The organism is Devriesea agamarum (assembly GCF_900070355.1).
GTDB lineage: Bacteria > Actinomycetota > Actinomycetes > Actinomycetales > Dermabacteraceae > Devriesea > Devriesea agamarum.
Map to the genome: position 1 here is coordinate 1,623,683 of NZ_LN849456.1, position 19,658 is coordinate 1,643,340.

Annotated in this window: 14 protein-coding genes; 6 read left to right on the forward strand and 8 right to left on the reverse strand. The window is 61.4% G+C overall.

The annotated features are described in order from the left end of the window. The first annotated feature begins 17 nt into the window (after positions 1-17). Positions 18-2,783: a multicopper oxidase domain-containing protein gene (locus BN1724_RS07070; RefSeq protein WP_197671769.1), complete on the forward strand. Its 2,766-nt coding sequence runs from the start codon at positions 18-20 to the stop codon at positions 2,781-2,783. A 22-nt stretch (positions 2,784-2,805) separates the two neighbouring features. Here BN1724_RS07070 and BN1724_RS07075 read toward each other — a convergent pair whose 3' ends face one another. After that, positions 2,806-4,311: an APC family permease gene (locus tag BN1724_RS07075; RefSeq protein WP_231928189.1), complete on the reverse strand. Its 1,506-nt coding sequence runs from the start codon at positions 4,309-4,311 to the stop codon at positions 2,806-2,808. Positions 4,312-4,380: 69 nt separating this feature from the next. Beyond that, a complete protein-coding gene (locus BN1724_RS07080) occupies positions 4,381-7,038 on the reverse strand; it encodes a UvrD-helicase domain-containing protein (RefSeq protein WP_058235846.1) in 2,658 nt (885 codons plus the stop codon). A 117-nt stretch (positions 7,039-7,155) separates the two neighbouring features. On the opposite strand from BN1724_RS07080, the gene BN1724_RS07085 reads away from it, so the two are divergent. Then, positions 7,156-8,667 (forward strand): hypothetical protein, encoded by a 1,512-nt coding sequence (locus BN1724_RS07085; protein WP_058234791.1) that lies wholly within the window; start codon positions 7,156-7,158, stop codon positions 8,665-8,667. Between the two features lie 24 nt (positions 8,668-8,691). Here BN1724_RS07085 and BN1724_RS07090 read toward each other — a convergent pair whose 3' ends face one another. Next, the gene (locus tag BN1724_RS07090) at positions 8,692-9,039 is read right to left on the reverse strand and encodes a hypothetical protein (RefSeq protein ID WP_058234792.1); all 348 of its coding nucleotides are present in this window, start codon (positions 9,037-9,039) and stop codon (positions 8,692-8,694) included. Positions 9,040-9,061: 22 nt separating this feature from the next. Here BN1724_RS07090 and BN1724_RS07095 point away from each other — a divergent pair, with 22 nt between their 5' ends. Continuing rightward, positions 9,062-10,369, forward strand: coding sequence for a glycoside hydrolase family 15 (locus tag BN1724_RS07095; protein ID WP_157085808.1), 1,308 nt, complete (start codon positions 9,062-9,064; stop codon positions 10,367-10,369). On the opposite strand, the gene BN1724_RS07100 is transcribed toward BN1724_RS07095, so the two are convergent. After that, positions 10,350-11,690 (reverse strand): glycosyltransferase family 4 protein, encoded by a 1,341-nt coding sequence (locus BN1724_RS07100; RefSeq protein WP_058234794.1) that lies wholly within the window; start codon positions 11,688-11,690, stop codon positions 10,350-10,352. The two genes, BN1724_RS07095 and BN1724_RS07100, sit on opposite strands and share 20 nt — an antisense overlap. 76 nt (positions 11,691-11,766) lie before the next feature. Here BN1724_RS07100 and BN1724_RS07105 point away from each other — a divergent pair, with 76 nt between their 5' ends. Then, a complete protein-coding gene (locus tag BN1724_RS07105) occupies positions 11,767-12,849 on the forward strand; it encodes a lysylphosphatidylglycerol synthase transmembrane domain-containing protein (RefSeq protein WP_058234795.1) in 1,083 nt (360 codons plus the stop codon). Continuing rightward, complete coding sequence (locus tag BN1724_RS07110; protein ID WP_058234796.1) at positions 12,846-14,105, forward strand: MFS transporter; 1,260 nt, start codon at positions 12,846-12,848, stop codon at positions 14,103-14,105. The genes BN1724_RS07105 and BN1724_RS07110 overlap by 4 nt, the downstream gene beginning before the upstream one ends. 53 nt (positions 14,106-14,158) lie before the next feature. Here BN1724_RS07110 and BN1724_RS07115 read toward each other — a convergent pair whose 3' ends face one another. Further along, on the reverse strand, positions 14,159-15,139 hold the full coding sequence (locus tag BN1724_RS07115) for an alpha/beta hydrolase (RefSeq protein WP_058234797.1): 981 nt from the start codon (positions 15,137-15,139) through the stop codon (positions 14,159-14,161). Positions 15,140-15,200: 61 nt separating this feature from the next. Further along, entirely contained in the window at positions 15,201-15,404 is a 204-nt protein-coding gene (locus tag BN1724_RS07120; protein WP_058234798.1) for a BldC family transcriptional regulator, read from the reverse strand. Positions 15,405-16,522: 1,118 nt separating this feature from the next. On the opposite strand from BN1724_RS07120, the gene BN1724_RS07125 reads away from it, so the two are divergent. After that, a complete protein-coding gene (locus BN1724_RS07125; protein ID WP_058234799.1) occupies positions 16,523-16,717 on the forward strand; it encodes a DUF3073 domain-containing protein in 195 nt (64 codons plus the stop codon). Between the two features lie 292 nt (positions 16,718-17,009). Here the strand turns inward: BN1724_RS07125 and purM are convergent, their stop codons facing one another. Further along, positions 17,010-18,152, reverse strand: a complete 1,143-nt coding sequence (purM, locus tag BN1724_RS07130; protein WP_058234800.1) for a phosphoribosylformylglycinamidine cyclo-ligase — start codon at positions 18,150-18,152, stop codon at positions 17,010-17,012. A gap of 4 nt (positions 18,153-18,156) precedes the next feature. Further along, positions 18,157-19,641, reverse strand: a complete 1,485-nt coding sequence (gene purF, locus BN1724_RS07135) for an amidophosphoribosyltransferase (protein WP_058234801.1) — start codon at positions 19,639-19,641, stop codon at positions 18,157-18,159. Positions 19,642-19,658 lie beyond the last annotated feature (17 nt).

Genomic DNA, 19,658 nt, shown 5'->3' on the forward strand with positions numbered 1-19,658 from the left:
GGTCCTACCATGAGTGCGTGACCGACGAGGCCTCCGCACCGACAGCCGACCCCACCCCATCCTCAAACCGCCCGCGACACAGCCCGCCCGGCGGTCGCCGATCCTGGCACCGGCAAGCTTCCCGCCCCATTTCATGGTGGCTCTTTGCCCTGGTGGTGCTCGCGTTTATTCATCCGTGGGTGCCGCAATCACGCTGGCTGCTGGTGCATATGGTGACCTTGGGTCTGATCACCACATCGATCATGATCTGGGGCCAGCATTTCACCGAAGCACTGTTAAAAATCCGTTTACCGGACTCAGCCCGGTCAGTTCAGGTGTGGCGAATCCGGGCGCTCACCGTCGGCATCATCGTGGTGGGCACGGGAATCATCGGAGGGTGGCCGTGGGTCACCGTAGCCGGAGCCGTGGTGGTGGGCGGCTGCGTCACCTGGTACGCCCTCGATTTACTCGGGCAGCTTCGGCGAGCGCTTCCCTCTCCATTTCGCAGCACCGTCCGTTTTTACATCACCGCAGCACTGTTACTCCCGGTGGGCGCCACGTTCGGGGCTCTCCTCGCATTTTCTCCTCCGAGCCCTTGGCAGGGGCGACTACTTCTCGCTCACCAGGCGATCAATCTGCTCGGTTTCGTGGGGCTCACGGCTGTGGGGACTCTGATCACCCTGTGGCCGACTGTCTTGCGGACCCGGATGGTTGCAGGCCAGGCGCAGACCGGTTATCGCGTGCTTATTGCCCTCGCGGCCGGGATGACGCTGATCGTGGCCGGGGCACTCCTCGGATTCACTGCACTGGTGGTCGCGGGCCTGGTGGTGTATCTAGCTGGGCTGCTGTGGTTTATGACAGACCTCGTGCGCTGTGCGCATGCTCAACCACCCGTCACATTCCCTGCGATGTCGATCGCGGCAGGGGTTCTATGGCTGCTCGGGACCTTAATTGGTCTGCTCGTGCTGCTTCTAACGGACCCTCACCGGGTGCTGGTGGCCGGTGATATCCAGGGCCTCACCGTCCCCTATGTTGCAGGCTTTTTGGTTCAGTTGCTCTTCGGCGCCATGAGTTACCTCATGCCTACAGTGATGGGTGGCGGCCCCGCGCCAGTGCGGGCTGGGCTGCGCGAAACGGATCGGTTTGGGGTTGCCCGAGTCATCGCGCTGAACACCTCCCTCGTGCTGTACCTATTAATCCCCTCTTCAACGGTCCGAGTCGCCGTTGCTTTCGTGGCTTTCATCAGCTTGGGGATGTTCATTCCGCTCATTATTCGGATGGTCAAGGCCAATCTGCGGGCTAGACGGGATACCGGGCGCGCCCAGCAAGCCCTACACGCGCAGCACAAGACGCCGGACACAACGCCCAACCTGGCCGCACACCACGTGTCGAATGAGCACGAGACACCGGTGAACCGGCGACATTTTGCCGAAGCAGTGCTCGGGATCGGCACCGCGCTAGGTGCGGTCGCCGTGGGCCGGGCTGCCGACCCTGCACTCACAGGGCCCATCTCCTCCGCCACCTCTGATCCTGACGGAAACACTCGCGCTATCCGTCCCACCGGGCATACGACGAGGATTAAAGTCACCGCATCGGGGATGAGGTTTCATCCCCAAAATCTCACGGTTCCGGTGGGTGATCACCTGATACTCACCGTCACAAACACCGATCCGACGACCACACACGACCTGGCGTTGGATAACGGCGCTCAGACTCGGCGTCTGTCTCCCGGCGCATCTCAAACGCTCGACGTCGGGGTGATCCGCACCGATATACACGGGTGGTGCACCATCGTGGGGCACCGGGCGATGGGCATGGTCTTAAACATCCGGGCCCTCAGATCAGCTGGAACAGACCACACCGCCGCTGACACCCACGGCAACACGGATGCACACGACGAACAGCTTGTCGGCGTCCCCGAGCGCCAAACCGTCGATCTCACGGCACCTCCCGGGCCCCAGTACCAGCCTCGTCATGCCTTATTGCCCGCGGTTCCTCCCGGGCGACGGCACCAGATTGACCTCACCGCCGAAGAGGTCGACCGCGAGTTCGCCCCCGGATTTACCCAACGCGCCATGACCTACAACGGTCTAGTGATGGGACCGATCCTGCACGCACATGTCGGAGACGAGTTCGCGGTACATCTGGTCAATAAAGGCAGCATGGGCCATTCGATAGATTTCCACGCGGGAACGGTTTCACCGCAACCAAATATGCGCACCATCGCACCCGGGCAGTCACTCGATTACGAGTTCACCGCCCATCGTTCCGGGATCTGGCTCTATCACTGTTCCACGATGCCAATGTCAGCGCATATTGCATCCGGAATGTTTGGGGCCGTGATCGTGCGTCCGCCGAGCCTGAGCCAGGTGGCTCGCGAATATGTACTGGTGCAATCTGAGGCCTATTTAGGTCCTCGCGGCGGGAACGTCGATATGCGCAAAATTGCTGATGAACGGCCGGACCTCACCATGTTTAACGGACACGCAAACCAGTATGTGCACGCGCCTTTGACTGCTCGGGTTGGAGAACGTATCCGGTTCTGGGTTCTCGCCGCGGGACCGAGCAGGGGCATAAGTTTCCATATTGTGGGCGCCCAATTCGACACCGTCTTTAAAGAAGGCGCGTACCTGTTGCGTCCGGATAACCCCGACCTTGGCGGATCCCAGGCGTTAGACCTCGCCTCATGCCAAGGAGGATTCGTTGAAACCGTGTTTGAACAACCCGGCACCTACACCTTCGTTAACCATTCGTTTGTTGACATGGAGCGCGGTGCCCGCGGACTGATCACCGTCACAACCTGATCAGCGGGTGGAATCTGCGCTGTTATCGGGGGGCAGGCGATGCGCTGAGCGGATGGGCTCGACGCAGCGGAGTTCCCAGCACATAACCCACCAGCGCAAGCACGGTGATCACAGCGAGCGTACCGAGCGTCAACGCTTCAAAGGTTCCGCGTTCAACTTTCCACGTGCCGTGGAAGTCGTAAGGCAGGCCCAGCATGTGCTCGATCGTCCCGGGGAAAACCGTCGTCCAGGACCCAACCAGCACCCAGGCCAAACACAGCCCGCCGAGTGCCATGAACCCCAGGTTAGAGACCGGTGCTTTAAAGGACCTCGGCACATCCGGTCGCGAATACCGCAGGCGGATCACAGCCGGGATAATGATCAGATACGACAGTAAGAATGTGCTGATCGAAATATTCAGCACAATGTTGAACAAGGTCGCTGACGTTCCGTGCACGCTCATCGCGGCCACTAAGAAGGCCGTCGCCACCACCCCGGAGAGCACGTTGACTCGTACCGGAGTGCCAAGGCTGCGGTGAAAGCGGCCAAAAAATCCTCCAAAGAAGGCACCGTCGGCCGCAGCGATGGCTTGCATCCGGTCAGAGACCAGCATCCACGATGCCCCGTGACAGACCGTGATAGCGACCAGGATCAGCGCCATTGCGGCGAGCATCGGCTCCTGGACGGGGCCGTACACGCTAAAGACCTCGCGCACCGCGTTCATCAGACCGTCGACCCCGTCGATCTTCTCCGCGGGAAGAACCCACAAAATCGCAGCGATCGGTATCAGGTAGCAGACCGCGGCAATCGCGCAGGCCCGCAACACCGAAATCGACACGTCTTTGGTAGCGTTTTTCATCTCCCCGGACGCTGAGTTCGGTGCCTCAAATCCGAGAAAAGAAAACAGCAGCAGCGGAACCACCGCAAAAAACCCGGTGAGGGTGGGGGTTAATGATCCCAGCGACAGTGTTTGCGGACCTTTGAGGATCAGATAGAGAACAGCGGTCAGAACGAAGAACCCCAAGAAAACAATCTTGAGAACGGCACCTAGATTCGGCACCCACTTGGCCTTGTTCATGCTCACCACGGCAAAGAACACCGTGATCCAGATATAGCTGAGCTTCACTGCATAGTCACCAACACTGCCGTGGCTGACCGGAATGAGGTACTGATCAATGGTCTCCGATGCGAGAAACGCCATCGATCCACCCACCCAGACCGGTTGCGTCACCCAAGTCAGAATCGACGCGACCGAAGCTAACGGGCGTCCGAAAGCCTCGCGCACCCACAAATACACCCCACCTTCGCCGATAAACGCCCCACCTGTTTCAGCGAAAATCAGCGCGTAGGGGACCAGGAAGAACAACACCAAGACCAAGCACCAGGTGAATGTCTGCGGACCCAGTGCTGAGACCGATCCGAGCATTTCCAGCCCGACCACAGCCGCAATAATGAGGAACAGGATGTCGAGCCGCCCCAGGGTCTTCTTCAGGTAGCGGTTTTGCTCAGCCGCCATAGCGGTCGAGGTCCGTTTATTGACAAGCGACACAAGGCATCCTTTGTAGGGTGTTAAGACTGCGGCATTCTACCGGGCTGTAAAGCAACGCCCTCAATCCAGTTACAGCTTGGTGAGCGGCGCATAGCGCACGAGCAGGCGTTTCTTTCCGTGCGGCGCTTTGAACACCACTTCCACCTGGGTCTTTTCTCCCGAGCCGCTGACCGAGGTGACTGTTCCCATGCCGAAAGAATCATGGGTGACGCGATCCCCGACCGCTAGCGACGGGATTTGGTCCGCGTTGCGTGCGGGACGCCCGGATCCGAAGGACGGACGCGAGACATCTCGCCGCCCCTGACCAATCCCCGCACCCACTAGGGATGGCCCACGACGTGTCTGCTCACGTCCCCAGGACTGTCCCTGGCTCGATCCGCTGCCCCAGGAGCTACTACCCGACAAAGAGCTACTGCCCGCCCGGGCCACATGCATAACCTCGTCGGGAAGGTCATCGATGAACCGGCTGGCTGGCATGTACTGGGTAGATCCCCAGGCGGCACGCATCTGGGCACGGGTGATAAAAAGCCGTTCGCGAGCGCGGGTTAGACCCACATACACCAATCGTCGTTCCTCCTCCAGCTGCTCAGGATCAGCTAAAGAACGCTGATGCGGGAACGTACCGTCTTCCATCCCGGTCAAAAACACCACCGGAAATTCAAGACCCTTTGCCGTATGCAGCGTCATCAGGGTGACGAATTGGTCATCTCCGTCGGGAATCTGATCCGAATCCGCCACCAGCGACACCTTTTCTAAAAACGCTTCGACTAAGCCCTGTTCGGACTGGTCACCAGCGATGTCGGTGAGGTCAGTGAGCTGGTCGGGACGGGCATCAGCCTCTGTCTCATCCCCCGCCAATGCCGCGAATTCTGACTCTGCTGCGGCCCCAGCCTGCTGCTCAGTTTCAAACTCTGCGGCAACCGCCACCAGCTCGGACAGGTTCTCCAGCCGCGACTCGTCTTGTGGGTCATCGCTCGCTCTCAGCTCCGCTTCATACCCCGTGCGCTGCAAAATAGCATCCAAAACGGTGGCCGGGCCCTCACCTCGATCCACCAGTTCGCGCAGCTCGGCGAGCAGTGCAGTGAAGTTTCGGATCATCCCCAGCGACCGGGTGGCGATGCCGGGAGCTTCCTCAGCCCGTTCCAGCGCCTCGCCAAACGCGACCCGCTCCTGCTCGGCTAACAGTGCGACGGCTGCTTCTGCTCGGTCACCTATTCCCCGCTTGGGAACGTTAAGGATCCGACGCAGGTTTATTTCGTCGGCGGGATTAACCAGCACGCGCAGATAGGCGATAGCGTCCTTAATCTCACGGCGCTCATAAAAGCGGGTTCCGCCGACCACCTTGTAGGGCAACCCCACCCGAACCAGCTGGTCCTCCAACGCTCGGGACTGAGCGTTCGCGCGATAAAACACCGCGATATCGCCCGCTTGTCGGCCACCGTCAATTAAGGCGTCGATCTGCTGGCTGATATAGCGAGCCTCCGCCTGATCATCGTCAGCGACATACAGGGTGATCTTGTCGCCCGCCCCATGGTCAGTCCAGAGATTTTTCTTCCGCCGCCCCGGGTTGGCTTCAATCACAGCATTCGCCGCGGTCAAAATGTTCTGGGTCGAGCGGTAATTCTGTTCGAGCACAATCGTGCGGGCCCGTGGGTAATCCTGCTCGAACTCGATAATGTTACGAATTGTCGCCCCGCGGAACGCATAAATGGACTGGTCAGAGTCACCCACCACGGTGAGGTCCACATGCTCATTTTCCCCCACAAGCTCGCGGATCAACGCATACTGGGCGTGGTTGGTATCCTGATATTCATCAACCAGAACATGTCGAAAACGTCGCCGGTACCCCTCGGCAATGTCCGGGTGCTCGCGCAGCAAACGCACCACCAAACCGATCAGGTCGTCAAAGTCACACGCCCCCGCTAGGCGCAGCCGTTCGTCATAGGCCGCGTACACCTTGGCAATTGTTTTCTCCCACGGGTTCTTCGAGTTCTCTGCCTCGTCGGTGAACCGTTGCGGGCTAACCAGTTCATTTTTGAGGGAGGAGATTCGGGAGGCGAACCCGCGCGGCGGATTCTTTTTCGTATCGAGGCCGAGGTCCTTGCACACCGACTGAATCAGCCGCTGAGAATCCGCCGCATCGTAAATGGAAAACCCCGACGTCAGACCGAGCGCACCGGCATCTCGCCGAAGAATCCGGACACACGCCGAGTGAAACGTTGACACCCACATGGAGCGGGCTGCCGGACCGATGAGCGCCTCAACCCGCTCTTTCATTTCCGCGGCGGCCTTATTAGTGAAGGTAATCGCGAGAATTTCCCCGGGATGCGCTTCCCCTGTCCGCAGAAGATGGGCAATGCGATGGGTCAGGACCCTGGTCTTGCCCGATCCGGCGCCGGCCACGATCAGCAAAGGAGACCCCCGATGCTCGACCGCTTCGCGTTGCGGCGGGTTGAGCCCCACCACCAGATCATCCGGGCTACCGCCCTGTACGGCAGCGGCAGCCACCGGACCAGCTGCACGCTCAGCCCCATGGCCTGGGCGCACGATAGCCTCGCGATCTGGTCCAGCACCAGGCGCATCGCGTCCGGCGCCCAGACCGGAGGCACCAACTGTCAGGTCAGAGGATTCAGGCGAGGGCTCGGGGGCATCAGAAGGAACCGCCGGATTCGTTGCGAAACGATCAAAGGCGGCGGGCAGCGGAAAGTCATCGAACAAAGAGCTCATGGTGCGACCAGGATAGGCGCCCGACCCGACAAAGGACCTAAGCCCTTTTGGTGAGGCCATATGCCGGTACCTCTCGGTAAGATTCCAGGGAAGCCGACGACAAGAGGAGTACCGAGCATGAGCGTCCCGCGCACGACGCCATCGCCACCCGATGCCGTCTCGTTGCATCGCGCGGCATCCACATCGGCCCCCGACGCCCAGACTCTAGACACTCAGGTCCCCCAAATCCACGTTCCAGACATCCCGTTTTGGTCACGGCCCATCCAACCGGTCAACATGATCGGTTCCATCGTGGTCGGCCCGATTATGGCCGCCCTCGGAGCCACCATCACCGCCATCATCCTGCTGGGCCTCGCCGTGATTGCGACGTTAACGGTTGCGCCCACCTGGCCCGACACCCCCATCCCACCCGGGCCGCTGCATCCCACGGTAGTTCCCGATCCCGGCCCGTTGTACACATTCCAGCTGATCATCGGGGTGATCGCCCAGACCGTCGCCATCGGCTTCGGTGGCACACTGCGCGGGGATATCTCCATGTACAGCCCGTACGGGGCCAGCACCGGGATGTCTCTGGTCTACCGGATGCCCATTTTGATCATTCCCGTGATCACCATGCTGGTGGTGATCGGAACGAACATTGTCCTCAACCGCACAAGTCGTCCAACCAACCAGTTCGCTATTGTGTCCTCTGCGCTGCTCGCCGGGATTTTCGCGATGATTGGCAGTTCCATCGCTATGTGGATCTTTGCGATTCCGTTCCCGCCGACCTCTTCCACAGTTGCCACCAATGAGCTGCGCACTGGAAACTATGGGGCGGCAGCAGGGGTGTTCCTGGTGGTTTTCGCCGGAACCCTGATCGGCCAGCAGCTAGGGGCGCGCAAACCCCTGGTCCCCATCCCGCTGATGCGCGATGTGTGCCGAGGCATTGGCACCGCCCTCACTCATCTGGTCACCCTGGCGTTACTGGGCGGTAGCATTGTGTTGATCACCCTGACCTGGGAGATTGCGACCCACTCGGGGCTAGCCAACGCCGCCGTGTTCTTGCTGATGTCCCCGTGGTTTGGTGTGACCATTGCAATCTGGGCAGCGGCGGTCGGCATGCTCGCGCCCGTGCATGGTACCCTCCCCGGCGAGACCCAGATGTTCGGCACCATCACATCCCTGGACCCATGGCACTGGATCCCGCTGCTGGCGGCAGTGTTCGCTCTCGCGTTGGCCGCTGCAGCCATCCGCAATGCCACGCGGTTTCGCCAGCCTGAAGGAACCGATGTCAGCCGGATCACTCGCATCGGCGGTTGGTTTGTACTTCCGGCGGCCTACGGGGCGCTTGCCCTATTGGCCCTGGTGGCGACCCGGAGCCGAGCCTGGGTGGATACCGGCGCTATCGGACAGATGCTGCTGGGGTCGCAGCCGCAGATCAGCTTCGATATTCAGCTGGTCGCGTGGGGACCTCTCGTGTTCATGCTGTGGGGCGGGATCGTAGAACTGCTGTCTCGGGCCATCGCACCGGCCCGCACCGCCCTGCGCACCCGCTCCCGTCCTCCGACACCGGTGCTGGTCATCGGAGCCAGCTATCTTGGACTATTCACGCTGGTGGTTGCGATCGGGTTGATCGCCGCCCACTGGTAGTGCCGGGGCACAGCGCCGACGCGTTCAGCCTCCGATATGGAAAACGGCCACCACAATATTGGCGATGATCAGAACCGGAATGCCGTACCACACAACCGGGTTCGTCTTCTCCCGACGATCCTTGGCCACAAAGGCAAACGCGGTCACAATCAGCGCCACCACGAGTTTGATGGTGTAGAAAAGATGCCCGCTGGCGGCACCCATGGACATGTTCACGACCATTGCCAGGGCGCCGAATACGAGAGCGCCAGCGGCGGCATGGGCGACAGCAGGGCTAATCTGCTTGGTACGAGCGGCCACAGCCCACGCACCGAGAGCAACGGCCCAGCACACGAGGTGGAGGATAACCAAGATTCCAATGACGATGTTCATACCGGAAGTCTAAGGTGCTGACGTGCCGTCACGACGTTCTGTTCTGCGCCGGACAGGCATGGTTGCGCTGGTCACAGCTTGCTCAGCGGGACTGGCTCAGCCGACAACGCCCGAGCGTGCCGCCCCGGGAACATCGTGGATACTGCGCAGCAGCGGCGTCGTGCGCCTGACCGACGGTCGTCTGGAAGCACTCCCGGGCCGCGGCCCCGCAGATCCGGTACAGCGTCGGCTCTGGCTTCCACGGTCACTGCGTGCCCGCATTGTCCCCTCCGCTCTCGCCGCTACCGCTGATCTTTCTCATGTCCCTTTTCAGCTTCGGACAATGGCCCGTCAAGCCCTCGCCGACCTGGATGTTCTCACTCTTGCCGACGGCACCGCGCTAGCATCCATCGCCCCGAACTGGCGGTACCACTGGCCCCGCGACGCCGCGTTCGTTGCCCTCGCGCTCACCGTGTACGGAGCTGCCGACCGCGGACTATCCGTTCTTCAGCGCAGCGTGGGCTGTCTTAGCCCCGATGGCACCCTGGAGGCTCGATATCTCCCCGGATCCTGTTCACCGCCGGACCATCGCGGAGCGCAACTGGACGGCCTGGGATGGACACTATGGGCACTTGACCAGTGGCGTCATCTCGCACCTGGGCAGGTCGCCGCTGACCGTGCCCGCACCGTTCAACATATGGCGTCGGCACTAGCTCGCGGTCTCACCCGTCACCTCGACCCGGTCACAGGACTTCCGAGCGCCTCCCCCGATTACTGGGAAGTTCCGACCTCTGCGCTCACACTCGGAACAGCTGCCCCGGTGACCAGCGGGCTGTGCGCGGCCTCCCGACTGCTCAGCGACGTTGCCGAGGGCCGTGCTCTGCATATGGCTGCTCGCCGTGCCCACGCCTCTTTGCGAACCAGCTTTGGAACTCGTGGCTGGCCGCGCCGCGCTGATCGCCCCGGCCTGGACTGTGGCGTTGCAATGGTCTTCCCGCCGTTTCTTGCTGGGACGGGTGCAACAGACCAGGTCCGCGACCGAGCCCGGACGCGGCTCGCGGTTCCCATAGGGGGCATCCGCCCTGGGGAAGACTGGCACGACTGGCTGACCTCGTGGACGCCGGAACTCGCGCTCTTTACCCTGGTCGATGCCTGTGCCGGACAGCGCGATAAAGCCCTTGGAGACCTCCGATTTCTTTCCCAGCATCTGACGGTGGCGGATTCTTTGCCGGAAAAGATCAACGGTTCCGGGGCTCCCGCAGGCGCTGCACCTTTGGCTTGGACAGCTGCCCTGGTGCTGTTGACCTTGAGTGTGCTTGCCGGAACCGATCTTACGCCCCCGACGCTGTGACCAGCGCTATGGCCTGCGCGTAGAGCCGCATATGCTCAGCGACGCTGTCCTTCCACCCCGGTATCGGCGGCAGCGTGCGCGCGGCATCTCTGAAGGCCGCCAACTGTGGACCGGATGGATTTTGCGCGAAGTGGGCAAGGATCTGTCCCAGCTTGGCATGACTGTCGACCGAGATCACTGCGTTCTGTAAGCCTGCGCCCAATTCGCTCAGCGCAACAGAGTCCAGCGCATTTTTCGAGGCAGAATCCAACTCGGTCTGCGGGATATTGTCGAAAAGGTCAGCTACCGGGGCCCCTGTGCGCACAATGATTGGCAATCCTGCTAACCGGGCCTCCAAAGCTGCTAAACCAAATGATTCGTCGGGGGACGGTGCAACAAAGACATCGGCCTGGCGATAGAGCTGTTTCAGTGCGTCGCGATTTTTCAGGCCGACAAAACGCACCACCCGAGTTCGGGTTACTGCCGAGGCCAGGTGTCGAAACGGCCCGGTTCCGCAGACCACCCAGTCCACCCCGCAGGTTGCATCCCGCGGCGTCAGGGTGTGCGATAAGCGCACAATATCGGCGACCCGTTTACGCGGCGCTAGGCGCATGGCTGACACCACCCGCAGCGCTCCGCCGGCTCGAATGACCGGGCGCTCTATATCCCAGTCGCCTGGATCAACCGCGTTGATCAACACTTTGACCGGGATGGGGGTTCCAAAGCAGCGCTGAGCCGCGAACGCCGCCCGGGCAGAGACCGCGGTCAATACCGCCCCCTGCCCTGACCGCAGCTGACGCGGGTACCACAGGGGCATGGTCTGTGTCCGCCCGAGCGGACCCAATGCCGGAAGAACTCGGGTCATCACCCCGGCAAGCACACTGTGCCAGGTGATGACCAGCGGTATGTGCGCAGCCAGGGCTATCTGGATTGCCTGGTTCGCAAATGGTGACACCAGACCGGCGTGAATATGCACCACGTCGGGTCTGATCTCGGCCAGTTCAGCGCTTAGCAGTCGATAGCCGGACGGGGTAACCGGCAGACCAGCAAAACCACGTCCCAATCTGCGAATCTGCACCACATGGGAATGCAAATCCGATACTTGGTCTGCTGCTGGGTCTGATACTGAGTCTGATGGCGGGTTCGCTCCATCGCGTGAGGATGAGGGGGCGGGTGAGCCCGAGGTGGCAGGCAGAGATGGCGCACCGTGTGACTCCGCGGTGGCGGTGACGACGAACACTCGATGCCCGGCCCTAGCCAGGTGACGGGCAAGCGCCGCCACATGACGTTCGATACCGCCCACGCGCGGTTCATAGCAGTCGGAAACCAAAGCGATCCGCACGTCCGTATTTTATGCGGGCTCTTGGGACGTTTACCGCCCGCCTTGGAGTTCAACCCGCATGCGAGAATAGTCGGCGATGAACGAGCACAGGCCACGCGACCGCACGGCCACTTCTCCCCTGCGTCAAGCATTGCGTATCACGCTGTCAGCCATCGCGGTCATCATCCTGATCGGATGGGTTCTTCCCGCCGTCACGGGCACGAGCTGGCCGAGTATCGCGACCTCGCTGTCGCGCATCTCCATGCCATATCTGATTGCCCTGTTTGTTCTCGAACTGTGCGTGATTCTCACCTATGCCGTTGCGGTGCAGGTGGTGGTCCCTGGTCTTCGGTACTGGCACGGTTTACTCACCCATACGACATCGACCGCGATATCTAATTCCGTGCCGTTTGGTAGTGCACTGTCACTCGGGGCGCTGTATGCGATGTTGCGCTCATACGGGTTTTCGCGCAGCACCATCGCTTTAGCGGTCGCCTTGACCTCACTTGCCGATACCGTGGTCAAACTGGCCCTGCCTGTCGTGGGGCTGGCCGCGTTGGCTCTCGCTGGTCAGGCTGTTCCGCGCGGTGTGGCCTGGGCTGCTTTAAGTGCGGCCGTTCTGGGGGCTCTGGTTTTGGGGACCGTGATTGCGGTGGCGTGTTCAGCGCGGGCGCTGAGCGCGCTCACCACCTCGCTTCAGGACACAGTTCATCGCGTTTTCGCTCTCATGGGACGGTCCAGCACCCCCGATTTGGTGACCCCCGCGCTGTCGCTCCGGCAACGGGCGACAACGATTATGCGACGCGGCTGGCACCGGCTCATCCTGCCTGCTACAGGTGTACGCGTTATTCAGTTCATTATGTTCGTCGTGTGCCTGCGGGCTGTCGGCGAAGACATCGGATTAGCAGCGGCTTTCGCAACATTCGCTCTGGGCCGGCTGCTGGCGATGGTTCCCCTGACTCCTTCTGGCATTGGCATCACGGAGACGGGCACTGCCGCCGCCCTGGTCACGCTCGGTGCCGACCCAACCGCTGCCGTCTCAGCGGTGCTGCTGTTGACGCTGGCGACCACGGTGCTCCAAGTCCCGATCGGGGCGGTGACCGGCGGTATCTGGTGGGTACGACGGCACCACATCCATCCTTACGGCGACGACATCAGCACACCAGGAGCATCCTCATGACCGGCCACACCAGTGCGAACGCAGCAGCCTGTCGGGGAGGCTACGGAGCCCTACCCAAGTTGTCGGGCACCGCTTTTTTCCCCATTGCTTGGATTGCGCGCCTACCGGCAGCCATGATGCCCGTCGCGGTGATGACGCTGCTGGTTGCTACGACGGGCTCGTACACCACAGCGGGCTACGGTTCCGGTTCTGTCGGTCTAGGGACCGCAATTGGGGCCCCGCTGCTCGGTCTGGCCGTGGATCGTTTCGGTCAACGTCGTGTGTTGGTGCCCATTGCGGTGCTGGCGTGCCTTGGGATTCTTGCCACCGTGATCCTGGCGGTCTACCGGGCCCCGACCATCGCGATCTGCGCTGCCTGTTTAATCGCCGGACTCGCTAACCCTCAGGTCGGGGTGATGGCGAGGTCGCGTTGGCTGCATCTGGCTGGGACCCCTACACATAACCCCGGCAAACGCGCCGGGTGGTATTCGCGGACCGTCGCGGCCGCGCTCGGCTATGAGTCGATGGCCGACGAACTGAGCTTCGTGGTGGGCCCGGTTTTGGTGGGGACGGTTTCTGCTCTGGCTGGGGATCCCGCGCCGCTGACCTTAGCTGCTGCGGCGACTGCCTTGTTTGTGATTTGGTTTGCTCTGCACCGCACGGCCCCGCCGTCCGTGCGAATGCATGCAGACGCCGGCAGTTCCCAGGCCCCCGCCCGGGACATTTTTAGACTTCCTGTGCTGTCTCCCGTCATCGGGATGGCCTGTCAGGGTGCTTATTTCGGTGCCACTCTCACCGCGGTGACTGCCATGGCCAATGCCACCGGGGATCCCGGACGGGCCGGTATTTTGTATGGCGCGATGGGATTGACATCCGCGGTGTTCGCGCTGACCTTGGTGCGGGTACCCGACCGGATTAGTCTGCGCACTCGGTGGATCGTCTCCGCGGCGGTGATGACCGTCGGCGCACTCATGCTGCCGCTAGCCCATGGTCCGATCACGTTGATGCTGTGTCTCGCGCTCACGGGCTGCGGCGTGGGCCCGGCAATGGTGACGATGTTCGCGACCGCCGGTGCCACCTCCCCCGCCGGTCGAGCCAGTTTGGTGATGACCCTCATGTCTGCGGCTGTGGTGACGGGACAAGCCCTAGCTTCGCCGCTGACTGGACGTTTGGCGGACCATGGGGGCTACGCCGCGGTGGCGTGGGTTCCGGCGCTGTGCGGCTTGCTGGTGGCCTTGGCGGCCATCTTTACTCGCTCGCACCGTTCTTCGCAGTAAGTCTTGCCGCCAGAACACCAGGCTAAGAAATCTGTTCAGGTGGGTGGCAGTAGTTAGCGTTGCCCGAAGGCTCCTACGGCCCAGCGTCGCACTGCCTGGAACGCTGCCGAGCGGGCGTCGAGGTCGGAGCAGAATACGTCGTGGCGCGCGCCCTCAACCCTGATTGTGGTTACGCACCGTCCTAGACGCGGGGCACGGGCAGCGATCGCTTTCACGCTGAGAACGACATCGGCACGGCGCATATCGCGATGAAACCAGGCTCCGAAGCGGGTCCGGGTTGAGCACAGAACGAGCACGGGAATAGTGAGGTCAAGTCCGCGCGCGAGCCGACGCTGGCCTTTGAGCACTGCGGCCAGGGTCCTCGCGGGCAGCGGGTATCCGCCATCGGGTTTCAGCGACCGGTCATAGTCCCATTCCCCGCCGTAGACGCGATGCACAGTGCGGGCATAGAACGGGAATCCGCGCGATGTGACGGTGGCGTGGGAATGTATGCGGGCTCGGGCTTTGACGAAGGGCGTCATAAACGATCGGCCCGCCGATCCCAGGTAGAACTCAAGCCACGGCGAGTTTAAAACCAACCCGGTTACCGCGTCTCGATGTCGCGCAGCCCATAGAGCTGCGATTAAGCCGCCGGTGGAGTGTCCAACAACGAGAAGACGCCGCTCGCGTCCAATGACGGCGCGAGCGGCATCAATGTCCTCGTCATACTCATCCAGCGAATTCACGGACGTTGGGGTCTGCCCGGGCCTCAAGCTACGCCCGTACTTGCGCAGATCCAACGCGTAGAACTCAGCTCCTAGGGAGCTGAAAAACTCCGCGACGTGACGCTGGAAGAAATAGTCGGACCAGCCATGCAGATATAAAACGGAGACTCCCGTTAAAGGTCTGCACACCGAATTCGCAGAAACAGAAGGAGGCTGGTAGCGAACTAGCGTCGCGAACAGCTCTCCCTCGTCATCTCTTCCAAGAGAAAGCGGGCGTGCTGAAAAACCCTCACCCAGCACATCTGGGTCGAATCCTTGTGGCACACCCATCTACTCTCCCGCAGGCGATCTCAACGAGATCATCCTAAACGGGAGAGCAGCGGACGGACGGTCAGGAACCGTCAGCCTCGGTATTCTCATGCAGCAGCGACTCGACCTCGCTCTGACGGTAACGGCGATGTCCGCCGAGGGTGCGAATTGACGAAAGCTTGCCCGCCTGCGCCCACCTAGTCACCGTCTTCGGGTCGACCCGGAAGAGCTGCGCGACCTCGGCTGGCGTAAGTAGCTTCTCTGAAGTCTCGTGCTCGGGGGTCATGCGGCTCCTCCACTACGGCCTATACACCGCCATGGCGTTTCCATGACGGTAGTAACGACATATCACCTATTAGAGCATACGCTCTAGAACCTCAATGATATATGCCCAACGATTCTATAGGAAATCACACGAATTGCAGTTGATGTGAACTCATTACATAACTGAGCTAGCGCGGCTTTGCCATACATAAGTATGGATGTAAAAGGCTTTCCCTTCGATAACCAAACGATCACGACGCCCTGATCGATTACCGCTGATCAGCTCGCTATAACTGGCTCTCGAAACTCATCGCTTACCCCGATTGACACCCAATCAACCCCTGTGACGTCCGCCTCTAAAGCGCTCGCCACACGGGTTCACGATGCGAACCTCGGCCTCCAAAAATCTCTCAATGTGAACAGATTTCTCTCACACTGTTTCTCAGGGTTCTCACACTGACCCCAACGACGGGACCTCAGCCGCCACTCGAGAGCCTTCCATGCGGGCCCTAAGTCCCTAAATAGTGACCGTTCACTGCGCACCAAAGTTCCGTCAGTGAACACCTAAGCACCAGCCTTAGATCCTTAATGCCCCACTGACCGCACCGAAGTGCCGCACCAACCCCTGGGTGATCTCACTCATATAACCCGCACCCGATTCCGAAATGCGACCCGAGACCATACAGACCGTCACACCCCTCATACACATGCACCTCACATACACACATACCCCTCACGTACATGCACCCCACATACACGCCCGCACTCCCTCACAATCATGGCCGCCATCCACATGCCCGCCGCCCCTCACACGTATTCCCGAATCACCTCACACATACCTACATTCCCCGTACACACGCCCCCAGGCCGTCAAGGTCCCCACCTGCGCCTTAAACGGCCCCTCTTGACCGACTTCCCCGACTTCCCGCGCGCGACGACCCCTTAAAGCCCCTCAGAGAGCCCTCCACACTTCTTACAGCGCGCCCCACCCGACCCTCTGGACCCCAAAATCCGACATCTACGCGGCGTTCCTCACCTTCAGTTTCATTTAGAGCCCGTGACGCTATACTCTTAGGAGACGCGACAAGACATTCAGGCGGGCACCCATGCCCGAAAGTTGAAGCACAGGGGGTCTGACCCATGGGGCGTGGCCGGCAGAAAGCCAAGCAGACCAAGGTGGCACGGGACCTCAAGTACTACAGTCCCCCCACCGACCTCACCGCCCTGCAACGCGAGCTCCAGGGCAAGAGCGCATCCTCAGCAACCGAACAGTACGACGATGATGAGGATTACGCCGACGAGGGCCAGGCAGTGCAATCGAGCCGCAAACGCTGAACTCAGCGTATAGAACAAGGTCGGGCCAGGTTCACATGAACCCTGGCCCGACCTTGTTCTATGTCCATAGCCTTCGACGCCCACAGCCCATAAGAGCCGTCGGATCCCAAACAGGCCATCACATCCCCAAAAAGCAGGCGTATCCCAAGCAGGCAGGCGTATCCAGCACACTCCTCGCCATGACATCTCTCGGGTCCGACGCGGCCCTCGCCGCCTAGCCCCAGGGTGAAGACGCCCCCAACGTGGAGCCGTCCCACAACCCGCGAGCGCGTGCGTTAACCCCGCGCAAGACTCACAGGGGCCAGCCCGGATATTGGCCCGTGAGCGCAACAGCGCCGCCATCGACACCTTTGGCCCCACTCACGACGATATCGAGGCCCTGAGCGCCCTGTGCAGTCCCGGGATGGGGCTCCTGCACAATTGAGCCGAGCCGGTGAGTAGCCAACCCGCGCTGCGCCAAAAGATCCACCGCCTGCGCGACGCTGTCCGGGGCGAGAACCGCCACCATACCGATCCCCATGTTCAGAGTCGCTTCGAGGTCAAGCTGCGGCACCGCTCCCCAATCCCGCACATGATCAAAGATCGGCCCCGGCACCCAGCTGCCGCGGTCAATGTGCGCGGTCAGACCGCGCGGCAACACCCGGGCGAGATTAGCAGCTAGACCACCGCCGGTAATGTGACTGAAGGCACGCACCACCTCGGTGTCCATCTCGTCAATCAAGAACAGCAGGTCCGCCGCATAGATCTTGGTGGGTTCGAGCAGCTCCGCTCCGACCGTGCGTCCGAGGAGATCGTCGTGCTCCTCATAGCCGACTCCTGCCCGAGCAAGCGCCGCTCGCACCAGCGAATAGCCATTGGAATGCAAGCCCGAGGACTCCAAGCCGAGAACCACATCACCGGGTTGAACCCGATCAGGTCCGAGCAGTGCGTCCGCTTCCACCACACCCACGGCAGCGCCAGCCACGTCGTAGTCATCCGGGCCCAGCAGCCCAGGATGTTCCGCTGTTTCGCCACCCACCAAGGCACAATCGGCCAGTCGGCACCCGTCTGCGATGCCACGCACGATGTCGGCGATTCGATCCGGCACCACTCGGCCACAGGCAATGTAGTCAGTCATGGCCACCGGGCGGGCCCCACACACCACGATGTCATCCACCACCATGGCGACCAGATCCTGTCCGATCGTGTGGTGAATATCGAGGGCTTGGGCAACCGCAACCTTGGTCCCCACCCCGTCGGTGCTCGACGCCAGCAGTGGTCGCCGATAGTTCTTGAACGAGGACACATCCACCAGCCCCGCAAAACCACCGATCCCTCCGAGCACGGATGGCCCGTGGGTTGCCGCAACCGCTTCCTTCATCAGCGCCACAGCGGTGTCACCAGCATGGGTATCCACACCTGCGCTGGCATACGTGACGGGACGTGCCTCGGTCATGTATTTAGCATCCCTTCTGTTCAAGAACGTTCTTTCCAAGCCCTTCGGGATCCGGCAAAGCCACCGGATAGTCACCGGTGAAACAAGCGGTGCATAGGCGTTCTGGCGGCTGCCTAGTCGCTTGGATCATGCCGCTATCAGAGATGTAACCCAGTGAGTCTGCGCCAATAGACCGGCAAATTTCGTCCGTGTTAAGCCCATTGGCAATGAGCTCAGCACGCATCGCGAAATCAATCCCGTAATAGCAGGGCCAGGTCACCGGAGGACTAGAAATACGGACGTGAACTTCCTTTGCCCCAGCTTCACGCAACATCCGCACCACAGCGCGCTGCGTATTACCGCGCACAATGGAGTCGTCGATCACCACCAGGCGCTGTCCGTCAATGACTTCGCGCAACGGGTTCAGTTTCAAACGGATACCGAGCTGCCGGATGGTTTGAGACGGTTGAATAAACGTCCGGCCTACATAGGCATTTTTCACCATGCCCTGGCCGTACGGGATACCCGATTCCTGCGCGTAACCAATCGCGGCGGGTGTCCCGGATTCGGGAGTGGGGATCACAAGGTCAGCCTCCACCGGGTGCTCCCGGGCCAGTTCCCGGCCCATTGCGATACGGGCTGCATTCACATTGCGCCCCGCAATGGTGGTGTCGGGCCGAGCGAGATAGACGTACTCAAAGACGCATCCCTTGGGCCGAGACGGCTGCACCTGCTCGCTATGTAAGCCCTGTTCGTCGATGCTGATCAGTTCCCCCGGAGCGATCTCGCGCACGAACGACGCTCCACAGATGTCTAGCGCGGCGCTTTCTGAGGCGACCACCCACCCCCGCTCCAGACGACCCAGCACCAGCGGACGGATCCCTTCTGGGTCGCGGGCTGCATACAGCGTGGTTTCGTCCATCAGCACAAAGCAATAGGCCCCGCGCAGACGCGGCAGCAGATCGATCACCGCTTCGTGCAAGCTCCCCGGGGTATCCAGCAGCGCGGTAACGAGTGCGGTATCCGTGGTGTTTCCGCGATGAATTTCACCCTTGCGTCGCGCAGGCTGTGCGGCCTCGCTCTGCTGGTCCCGCGCGGTCAACAGGTCACGCAGTTCCCGCGTGTTCACCAGGTTACCGTTGTGGGCTAGAGCCACGGTGCCTTCATGCCGCGCCCCGAGCGTAGGTTGAGCATTCGCCCAGGTAGAGCCCCCGGTTGTCGAGTATCGGGTGTGCCCAATGGCGATATGCCCGGTCAGCGATCCAAGCGAGCTTTCATCGAAGACCTGGGAGACCAGCCCCATGTCCTTGTAGACCAGGATTTTTTCGCCGTCGCTAGTAGCGATCCCGGCGGATTCCTGGCCCCGATGCTGAAGCGCATATAGGCCGTAGTAGGCGAGTTTTGCGACGTCCTCACCCGGGGCGAAAACTCCGAAGACGCCACACGCATCTTGCGGGCCCTTCTCACCGGGAAGGAGGTCGTGGTTCAGGGTTCCGTCACCGCGTGCCACGGCACCATGGTGCCATA

Coding starts and splice junctions, on each gene's coding strand:
- BN1724_RS07115 (WP_058234797.1), bottom strand. CDS start 15,139: ATGGGTGTGCCACAAGGATTCGACCCAGATGTGCTGGGTGAGGGTTTT.
- BN1724_RS07080 (WP_058235846.1), bottom strand. CDS start 7,038: ATGAGCTCTTTGTTCGATGACTTTCCGCTGCCCGCCGCCTTTGATCGT.
- BN1724_RS07085 (WP_058234791.1), top strand. CDS start 7,156: ATGAGCGTCCCGCGCACGACGCCATCGCCACCCGATGCCGTCTCGTTG.
- BN1724_RS07110 (WP_058234796.1), top strand. CDS start 12,846: ATGACCGGCCACACCAGTGCGAACGCAGCAGCCTGTCGGGGAGGCTAC.
- BN1724_RS07090 (WP_058234792.1), bottom strand. CDS start 9,039: ATGAACATCGTCATTGGAATCTTGGTTATCCTCCACCTCGTGTGCTGG.
- BN1724_RS07120 (WP_058234798.1), bottom strand. CDS start 15,404: ATGACCCCCGAGCACGAGACTTCAGAGAAGCTACTTACGCCAGCCGAG.
- BN1724_RS07125 (WP_058234799.1), top strand. CDS start 16,523: ATGGGGCGTGGCCGGCAGAAAGCCAAGCAGACCAAGGTGGCACGGGAC.
- BN1724_RS07105 (WP_058234795.1), top strand. CDS start 11,767: ATGAACGAGCACAGGCCACGCGACCGCACGGCCACTTCTCCCCTGCGT.
- purM (WP_058234800.1), bottom strand. CDS start 18,152: ATGACCGAGGCACGTCCCGTCACGTATGCCAGCGCAGGTGTGGATACC.